The organism is Streptomyces sp. 5-10 (assembly GCF_014712245.1).
Lineage (GTDB): Bacteria > Actinomycetota > Actinomycetes > Streptomycetales > Streptomycetaceae > Streptomyces > Streptomyces violaceusniger.
Genome location: NZ_JACVYG010000118.1, coordinates 1 through 9,927, shown reverse-complemented (window position 1 = coordinate 9,927; position 9,927 = coordinate 1). Strand labels below are relative to the sequence as shown.

The window sequence follows — 9,927 nt, the reverse complement described above, 5'->3', positions numbered from 1 at the left end:
CGCGCAAGATGCGGATCCAGCTCCGCACACACCGCGTCCAGCGCCTCCGCGAACACCGGATAGGCGTCATACAGCTCACGCCCCATCCCCAGCCGCTGACTCCCCTGCCCCGTGAACAGGAACGCCACCTTGCCACCGGCCACCAAGCCCTCGACCAGCCCGGGCGCGGACTCCTCTCGCGTCAGCGCACCCAGCCCAGCCAGCAGCCCGTCCCGGCCCTCAGCCACCACCACCGCGCGGTGCTCGAAGGCCGACCGCCCGGTCGCCAGCGAGAACCCCACATCCACCGGCCGCAGCTCAGCCCGAGCCTCCACATGCGCGATCAACCGCTCCGCCTGAGCACGCAGCGCACCCGCACCCCGGCCCGAGAGCACCCACGGCACCACATCCGGAACCACAGCACCCGCGGGAGCCGCCTCCGCCTCCGGCGCCTGCTCGATGATCGTGTGGACGTTCGTGCCGCTCACGCCGAACGACGAGATGCCCGCCCGGCGCGGCCGGCCGGTCTCGGGCCACGGCCGCGCCTCGGTCAGCAGGGACACCTCTCCCGCCGACCAGTCGACATGCGGGGTGGGCTCGTCCACGTGCAGCGTCCGCGGCAGCACACCATGGCGCATCGCCATGACCATCTTGATGACGCCACCGATACCGGCGACGTTCTGGGTGTGGCCGATGTTCGACTTCAGCGAGCCGAGCCACAGCGGCCGCCCCTCCGGCCGCTCCTGGCCGTAGGTGGCGAGCAGCGCCTGGGCCTCGATCGGGTCGCCCAGCGTCGTGCCCGTGCCGTGGGCCTCCACCGCGTCCACGTCGGCGGCGGAGAGCCGGGCGTTCTCCAGGGCCTGGCGGATGACGCGCCGCTGGGACGGGCCGTTCGGCGCCGTCAGACCGTTGGACGCACCGTCCTGGTTCACCGCGCTGCCGCGCACCACCGCCAGCACCGGGTGGCCGTTCCGCCGCGCGTCCGACAGCCGCTCGACCAGCAGCACGGCGACGCCCTCGGACCAGCCGGTGCCGTCCGCCGACGCGGCGAAGGACTTGCAGCGGCCGTCGGGGGAGAGTCCGCGCTGACGGCTGAACTCCACGAAGACATCCGGGGAGGACAGCACGGTCGCGCCCGCCGCCACCGCCAGCGAACACTCGCTCTGCCGCAGCGCCTGGACCGCCAGGTGCAGCGCGACCGAGGACGAGGAGCAGGCGGTGTCGATGGTGGCCGCCGGGCCCTCGAGGCCGAAGGCGTAGGAGAGCCGCCCGGAGGCGACGCTGGAGGCGGTGCCGGTGAGCAGATGGCCCTCGACGCCCTCCGGCAGGTCGTACTCCCCCGCCCCGTACGCCTGCGTGGACGCGCCGACGAACACACCGGTGCGCGAGCCCCGCACCGTCGCCGGGTCGATCCCGGCCCGCTCGAACGCCTCCCACGACGTCTCCAGCAGCAGCCGCTGCTGCGGGTCCATCGCCAGCGCCTCGCGCGGTGAGATCCCGAAGAAGCCCGGGTCGAACCGGCTCGCGTCGTACAGGAAGCCGCCCCCGCGGGCGTAGAAGGTGCCCTCGCGCTCCGGGTCCGGGTCGTACAGCGCCTCGATGTCCCAGCCGCGGTCGTCGGGGAAGCCGGAGATGGCGTCCTGGCCGTCCGCCACCAGCCGCCACAGCTCCTCGGGGCTGCCGACGCCGCCGGGGAACCGGCAGCTCATGCCGACGATGGCGATCGGTTCCCGGGAGGCGTCGGTGAGCTGCTGGTTCTGTTTCCGCAGCCGCTCGGTTTCCTTCAGCGAGGCCCGCAGCGCGTCAACGAGCTTTTCGTTGGGGGTTGTCATCGTGTACTCCGTGCTTGGGCCCGCGTCAGGAATCGTTGCCGTCGAGGCTGTCGAGGTCGAGCGCCATGTCGATGAGGTGCTGGACGTCCATCTCGTCGATGGACTCCGCCTCGTCCTCGGCGCGGCTGGGGTCGGAAGTGGCGGCTTGTGGATCGGCCAGCCGGAGCAGCGTGTCCAGCAGCCCGGCCTCCCGGATGCGGCTCATCGGGATGGTGGCCAGGGTGCGGCGCAGCTCGGCGTCCTGCGGGTCGAGGTCCACATCGGGCAGGGCGTGGCCGGGGCCGTGGCCCGGTCCGTCCGGGACCAGCTCGGTCAGCAGGTGCTCGGCGAGCGCGGCCGGGGTCGGGTAGTCGTAGACCAGGCTCGCGGGCAGCTTGAGGCCGGTGGCCGCGCCGAGCCGGGTGCGCAGTTCGACCGCGGTGAGCGAGTCGAAGCCCAGCTCGTTGAAGGCGCGCCCGGCCTCGACCTCGTCGGCGGAGGCGTGGCCGAGGGCGCTGGCCACATGGGTGCGGACCAGCTCCAGCACCGTGTCCTCGCGCTCGGCCGCGGACAGCCCGGCGAGCCGCTGGCGCAGGCCCGGCGCGCCGTCGGCCGCCTTGTTCGCCTGATCGCCGTCGTCACCGCCGCGCAGGGCCTTGGCCACCTGCGGCAGATCGTCGATCAGCGGGCGGGGGCGGGCGGCGGTGAAGGCCGGGGCGAAACGCTCCCAGTCGACATCGGCCACCGTCACGGCCGTCTCCTGGCGGGAGAGCACCCGCTGGAAGGCGACCATGTTCACCTCCGGCGCCATCGGCGGCAGTCCGCGGCGGCGCAGCTGCTCCTCGGCGTCGCCCTCGGCGGCCATGCCGCCCTCCGCCCACGGGCCCCAGGCCACCGAGGTGGCGGGCAGGCCACGGGCCCGGCGCTGTTCGGCCAGCGCGTCGAGGAACGCGTTTCCGGCCGCGTAGGCGCCCTGGCCGCCACTGCCCCACACCCCGGCGATCGAGGAGAAGAGCACGAAGGCGTCCAGCGGGTCGGCGTCCGCGCCGAAGAGGGCGTCGAGGTGGACCGCGCCGGTCGTCTTGGCCGCCACGATCCGGGCGAACTCGGGGAGTTCGGCGCCGGTGCCGGGCTCCTGGGAGATCCCTGCCGAGTGCACCACGGCCCGGACCGGGGTGCCGTTCGCGGCCAGCTTCTCCACCAGCGCGGCGAGCGCGTGGCGGTCGGCCACATCGCACGCCTCGACGGTCACGGCGGTGTCGGTGCCGGACAGTTCGGCCACGATCTCGGCCGCGCCCGGCGCGTCGGGGCCACGGCGGCTGAGCAGCACCAGCCGCTCCGCGCCGTGGTCCGCCAGCCAGCGGGCCACATGCCGCCCCAGGGCGCCCGTGCCACCGGTCACCAGCACGGTGCCGCGCGGCGTCCAGGGCTCTGCGGCGGCGGTGGCCGCGGTGCGCGGGGCCGGGACGAGGCGGCGTACGAAGACACCGGTGGCGCGGATCGCGACCTGGTCCTCGTCGTCGGACCCGGCGAGCACGGCCGCGAGCCGGTCCAGCGCCCGCTCGTCCACGGTCTCCGGGAGGTCCACCAGACCGCCCCAGCGCTCGGGCTGCTCCAGCGCGACCACCCGGCCGTAGCCCCAGACCTGGGCCTGGGTGGCGCTGTCCAGCCGGTCGGCGCCGCCGGTCGAGACCGCGCCCCGGGTGGCGCACCACAGCCGCGCCGGGGTGTCGTCGCCCCGCCGCGCCAGCGCCTCGGCCAGCGCACCGGTCAGCGCTAGGCCGACCGGCACCGCCGGATGCTCCGGATGCGGCCGCTCGTCCAGCGCCAGCAGGGACAGCACCCCGGCCACCGGGCCGTCGGCCGACGCGGCGGCGAGACGGTCGGTCACGGCGGCGGGGTCGGTGTCGACGGCGTCCAGTTCCAGCGTGACGACCCGTACCCCGCGACGCGTCAGGTCGTCGGCCACCGCGCTGATCCGGGGGTCGTCCGCGTGGCTCGCGGGGACGACGGTCAGCCAGGTGCCGGACGGGGCGGGGGCGCCCGACGGGCCGCCCCGCGGACGCGGCTTCCACACCACGTTGTAGAGGTGGCCGTCGGCGGCCGACCGCTCGCGCTGGGCGCGGCGCCACGACGACAGGGCGGGCAGCACCGCGCTGAGCGGCTGGTCGCCCTCGACCCGCAGCTCGCCGGCCAGCGATTCCCAGTCCTCGCGCTCCACGGCCTCCCAGAACCGCGCGTCCACCGCGTCCACGGCGCCCTCGGCCGGGGTCCCGGCCTCCTGGGCGGTGTCCGGCCAGTAGCGGCGGCGCTGGAACGCGTACGTCGGCAGGTCCACGCGGTGTGCGCCGGTCCCGGCGAAGAACCCGGCCCAGTCCACCTCGGCGCCCCGGACATACGCCTGGGCGAGCGCGGTGGTGACGGTCTCGGCCTCGGGGCGGTCCTTGCGCAGCGCGGCGGCGAAGGCGGCGTCCTCGACTGTCACACAGTCCTGGGCCATGGCGGTGAGCACACCGTCGGGGCCCAGCTCGACGTAGGTGGTGACGCCCTGGGCCTCCAACATCCTGATGCCATCGAGGAAGCGGACCGCCTCGCGGACATGGCGCACCCAGAAGTCCGGGCTGGTGATCTCCTCGGCCGAGACCAGCTCGCCCGTCAGGTTGGAGACGATCGGGATACGCGGGGCCTCGTACGTGAGCCCCTGCGCCACCTCACGGAACGCCTCCAACATCCCGTCCATGCGCGGCGAGTGGAACGCATGGCTCACGGTGAGCCGCTTGGTCTTCCGACCCCGCGCCCCGAAACCGGCCGCGATCTCCAGCGCCGCGTCCTCATCACCCGCGATGACCACCGACGTCGGCCCGTTCAGCGCGGCGATCGACACCCGCTCGGTCAGCAGCGGCAGCACCTCGTCCTCCGACGCCTGCAGCGCGATCATCGCGCCACCCTCGGCAAGCTCCTGCATCAGGCGGCCACGCGCGGCCACCAGCGTGCAGGCGTCGGCGAGGGAGAGCACACCCGCCACATGCGCGGCGGCCAGCTCACCGATCGAATGCCCGGACAGGAAGTCCGCCTTCAGACCCCACGCCTCGACCAGCCGGAACAACGCCACCTCAACCGCGAACAACGCGGGCTGGGTGAACCCGGTCTGGTCCAACGCCTCGGCGTCATCCCCGAACACCACATCCCGCAGCGGACGCTCAAGATGCGGATCCAGCTCCGCACACACCGCGTCCAGCGCCTCCGCGAACACCGGGTAGGCGTCGTACAGCTCACGACCCATCCCCAGCCGCTGGCTCCCCTGCCCCGTGAACAGGAACGCCACCTTGCCACCGGTCGCCGAGCCCTCGACAATCCCCGCCGCGCCGCGCCCCTCGGCCAGCGCCGCGAGCTGGTCGCCGAGGAGGTCGCCGTCCCGGCCGAGCAGCACGGCCCGGTGTTCCAGGGCGGCACGCGAGGTGGCCAGGGAGTACGCGAGGTCGAGCGGGCGCGGCGCGTCGCCTCCGGCGGCCACGGAGGGGCGCAGCCGTGCGGCCTGGGCCCGTAGCGCGTCCTCGGTACGGGCCGAGACCGGCCAGGCGAGGACGGGCAGGGACCGCTCCGGGGCGGGCGCGGAGACCGCGTCCACGGCCGGGGCCTGCTCGATGATCGCGTGCGAGTTGGTGCCACTGAAGCCGAACGACGACACGCCCGCGCGGCGCGGACGGCCGGTCTCCGGCCAGGGCCGGGCCTCGGTCAGCAGCTCGATGTCACCCGCGGTCCAGTCGACGTGCGGGGTCGGCTCGCTGACGTGCAGGGTCCGCGGCAGCACACCGTGCCGCATCGCCATGACCATCTTCATGATGCCGGCGGCGCCCGCCACGGCCTGGGTGTGGCCGATGTTGGACTTCACCGAACCCAGCCACAGCGGGCGGCCCTCGGGCCGGTCCTGGCCGTAGGTGGCCAGCAGCGCCTGCGCCTCGATCGGGTCGCCGAGCGTCGTCCCGGTGCCGTGGGCCTCCACGGCGTCGATGTCCGCGGCCGAAAGACCGGCGCCCGCGAGGGCCTGCCGGATGACGCGCTGCTGGGACGGGCCGTTGGGCGCCGTCAGACCGTTGGACGCGCCGTCCTGGTTGATGGCGGTGGACCGCAGGACGGCGAGCACCGGGTGGCCGTTCCTGCGGGCGTCGGAAAGCCGCTCCACCAGGAACAGGCCCACGCCCTCGGACCAGTTGGTGCCGTCCGCGTCCGCCGAGAACGCCTTGATCCGGCCGTCGGCGGCCAGTCCGCGCTGCCGGCTGAACTCCAGGAAGGCGCCCGGGGTCGACATGACCGTGACGGCTCCGGCCAGCGCGAGCGAGCATTCGCCGCTGCGCAGCGCCTGCGCGGCCAGGTGCAGCGCCACCACCGACGACGAGCAGGCGGTGTCGATGGTGACCGCCGGGCCTTCGAGCCCGAAGGCGTAGGAGAGGCGGCCGGAGGCCACGCTGGAGGAGTTGCCGGTGCCGAGGTGGCCTTCGAGGCCCTGCGGCTCGTTCAGCCACAGCGTCAGGTAGTCCTGGTCATTGGAGCCGATGTACACGCCGGTACGGCTGCCGCGCAGCGTGGCCGGGTCGATCCCGGCCCGCTCGAACGCCTCCCAGGTGGTCTCCATCAGCAGCCGCTGCTGCGGGTCCATCGCCAGCGCCTCGCGCGGCGAGATGCCGAAGAACGAGGCGTCGAAGTCGGCCACGTCGTGCAGGAAGCCGCCCTCGCGGGTGTAGCTGGTGCCCTCGAGGTCGGGGTCGTCGCTGTAGAGGGTGGCGAGGTCCCAGCCGCGGTCGGCGGGGAACGGGGTGATGGCGTCGTCACCCGCCACCAGCAGCTGCCACAGCTCCTCGGGCGAGTGCACCCCGCCGGGGAAGCGGCAGCTCATGGCGACGATCGCGATCGGGTCGTCGCGGTCCACCGCGCTGATCACCCGGTCGGGGACGATTCCGTCGGCCGGGTCACCGACGATCTCCTGGCGCAGATGGCCCGCCAGGGCGGTCGAGGTGGGGTAGTCGAAGACGAGCGTCGGCGGCAGCCGCAGCCCGGTGGCCTCACGCAGCAGGTTGCGCAGCTCGACGGCGGTCAGCGAGTCGAAGCCCAGGTCCTTGAACGCCCGGCCCTCCTCGACGGCCTGCGGGCCCGCGTAGCCGAGGACGGCCGCCACCTGCGTACGGACCAGGTCCAGCAGCAGCCGGTCTTGCTCGGCCGCGCTCAGCCCGGCCAGCCGCTCCGCCAGCGCGGAGCCGCCGCCCGCGGCGGTGTCCACGGCGCGGCGCACCGGGACCCGCACCAGCCCGCGCAGCAGCGGCGCCAGCGCGCCCGCCGCGGCCTGGGCGCGCAGCGCCACGGCGTCCACGCGCATCGGGACCGGTGCCACCTGGTCCGTGGTGAGCGCGGCGTCCAGGAGCGCCAGGCCCTCGGCCGGGGACAGCGGCGGCAGTCCGGCGCGCCGCATCCGGGCGATGTCGGCCTCGTCCAGGCCACCGGCCATACCGGCGCCCGCCCACGGGCCCCAGGCGAGCGAGAGGGCGGGCAGGCCCTCGGCGCGGCGGTGTGCGGCCAGGGCGTCCAGGAAGGCGTTGGCGGCCGCGTAGTTGCCCTGGCCCGGGGCGCCGAACACGCCCGAGGCGGAGGAGAACAGCACGAAGGCGGTCAGGTCGAGGTCGCGGGTGAGCTCGTGGAGGTTCCACGCCGCGTCCACTTTCGGGCGCATGACGCGCGTGATGCGCTCAGGCGTCAGCGAGCCGATCACACCGTCGTCCAGCACACCGGCCGTGTGGACGACGGCGGTCAGCGGGTGCTCGGCCGGGACGGCGGCGAGGGTTGCGGCGAGTGCGTCCCGGTCGGCCACGTCACACGCCGCCCAGTGCGCCTCGGCGCCCAACTGGGTTAGTTCGGTGGTGAGTTCGGCTGCCCCGGGGGCTTGGTCGCCACGGCGGCTGACCAGCAGCAGATGCCGTACGCCACGCTCGGCCACCAGGTGCCGGGCCACCAGACCGCCCAGCGAACCGGACGCGCCGGTCACCAGCACCGTGCCCTCGGAGGCGAAGGTGTTCTCGGTGGCCGTCCCGTCCGTGACCGGCACCCTGGCCAGCCTCGGGATACGGGCCACGCCCGCGCGGACGGCCAGCTGCTCCTCGCCTGCCGCCAGCGCGGCCGGAAGCGCCGCAAGCGACGCGTCCTGGCCGTCGATGTCCAGGAGGACGAAGCGGTCCGGGTTCTCGGCCTGCGCGGAGCGCACGAGACCTTGTACGGCGGCGCCCGCCGGATCCGTCACCGGCTCACCGGCCCCGGTGGCCACGGCCCCCGAGGTGAGCAGGACCAGACGTGAGTCCGTGAAGCGGTCGTCGGCCAGCCACTGCTGCAGCAGGCCCAGCGCCTGGGTGGTGGCCTGGTGCGCCGTGGTGGCGGGCGAGGGGTTTTCCCCCACCCCGCCCCTTCCCGAAACTTGGGGCTCCGCCCCAAGACCCCGGTCCTCAAACGCCGGACGGGCTTGATTCGCCGCACCCCGGCCTTCGAGTGCCGCGCCACCCACTTCACGTGCCGCACCGTCCGCGTGCACGCCCCGACGCCCTTCGGGCGTGTCCTCAATCGCCGGACGGGCTTGATGTGCCGCACCTTCGGCTTGATGTGCCGCACCTTCGGCTTGATGTGCCGCACCTTCGGCTTGATGTGCCGGGCACACCACTACGTACTCCGGCAGCGCCGTTCCGGAATCGACGGCCTCGCCCAGCTCCGCGAGGTCGGCGTATGTCGTGGCCCCCAATCCGAGCGGGTCCGCGCCGAGCACCGCCCACCGGCCGCTCGTGGACGCGCCCGCTCCGGCCGGGAGTTCGGTCCACTCCACGCGGAACAGGGACTCGTGGTACGCCGCCCGCGCGGCCCGCACCTGCTCCGTCGACACGGCGCGCAGGACCAGCGAGTCCACGGCCGCGACCGGTGCGCCGGCGGTGTCCGCGATCTCGAGCCGGACGCCGTCCGCGCCGCGCGGCTCCAGCCGCACCCGCAGCGCCGAGGCGCCGCTCGCGTACAGCGACACGCCGCTCCAGGCGAACGGCAGCCGCCCCTGGCCGTCACCGTCGCCGTCGCCATCATCCAGGCCGTCCAGGCCGAGCGCGTGCAGCGCCGAGTCGAGCAGCGCCGGGTGCAGCCCGTACGCCTGCGCGTCGGAGGCGGCGGACTCGTCCAGCCGGACCTCGGCGAAGAGTTCGTTCCCGCGCCGCCACGCGGCCGTGAGCCCCTGGAACACCGGGCCGTACCGCAGCCCGCCGTCCGCGAGCGCCGCGTACAGCTCCTCGGTACCGGCCGCCTCGGCGCCCTGCGGCGGCCACGCGGTCAGCGCGAACGACGGCCGGGGCGCGCCCGTGGCGAGCACGCCGTCGGCGTGTCGCGTCCACGGCTCCTCGGCCGGGGCGTCCTCCGCGCGGGACAGCACGGTCAGCGACCGCCGTCCGGCGCCATCGGGCGCGCCGACGGTGAGCTGCAGCCGGACGCCACCGCGCGCGGGCAGCACCAGCGGGGCGTGCAGGGTCAGCTCGTCGAGCAGGTCGCAGCCGACCTGGTCACCGGCGCGCACGGCAAGCTCCACGAACGCCGTGCCGGGCAGCACCACCGCCCCCCGCACCACATGGTCGGCCAGCCACGGATGCGTATCCACACCCAGCCGTCCCGTGAACACCAGCCCGTCGGTCTCCGCCAGCGGCACGGCGGCGCCGAGCAGCGGATGCCCCGCCAACTCCAGGCCCACGGACGCCACATCACCCACGGAGGCCGTGCCCGGCTCCAGCCAGAACCGCTCGTGCTGGAAGGCGTACGTCGGCAGGTCAACGTGGTGGGCGTCCCTACCGGCGAAGTATCCGGCCCAGTCCACCGCCACACCGCGCACATGGGCCCGTGCCACGGCCGTGGTCAGCGCCTCGGCCTCGGGGCGGTCCTTGCGCAGCGCCGAGATGAACGCGACGTCCGACGCGGCGTCGGTCACGCACTCCTGCGCCATCGCGGTGAGCACACCGTCCGGGCCCAGCTCGATGAACGTGGTGACGTTGCGCTCCTCCAGCGTCCGTACGCCGTCGAGGAAGCGCACGGCCTCGCGGACGTGGCGCACCCAGAAGTCCGGGCTGGTGATCTC

The 9,927-nt window shown here is 74.5% G+C and carries 1 protein-coding gene and 1 pseudogene; both read right to left on the bottom strand.

What is annotated here, in order from left to right; translation table 11 throughout:
* Positions 1-1,964: type I polyketide synthase (locus IEJ02_RS47035; protein ID WP_370467269.1), on the bottom strand; the 1,964-nt coding region annotated here is incomplete at its 3' end.
* Between the two features lie 151 nt (positions 1,965-2,115).
* A pseudogene (locus IEJ02_RS47030) lies at positions 2,116-9,903 on the bottom strand (type I polyketide synthase); the annotation flags it as partial.
* Between the last annotated feature and the right edge of the window lie 24 nt (positions 9,904-9,927).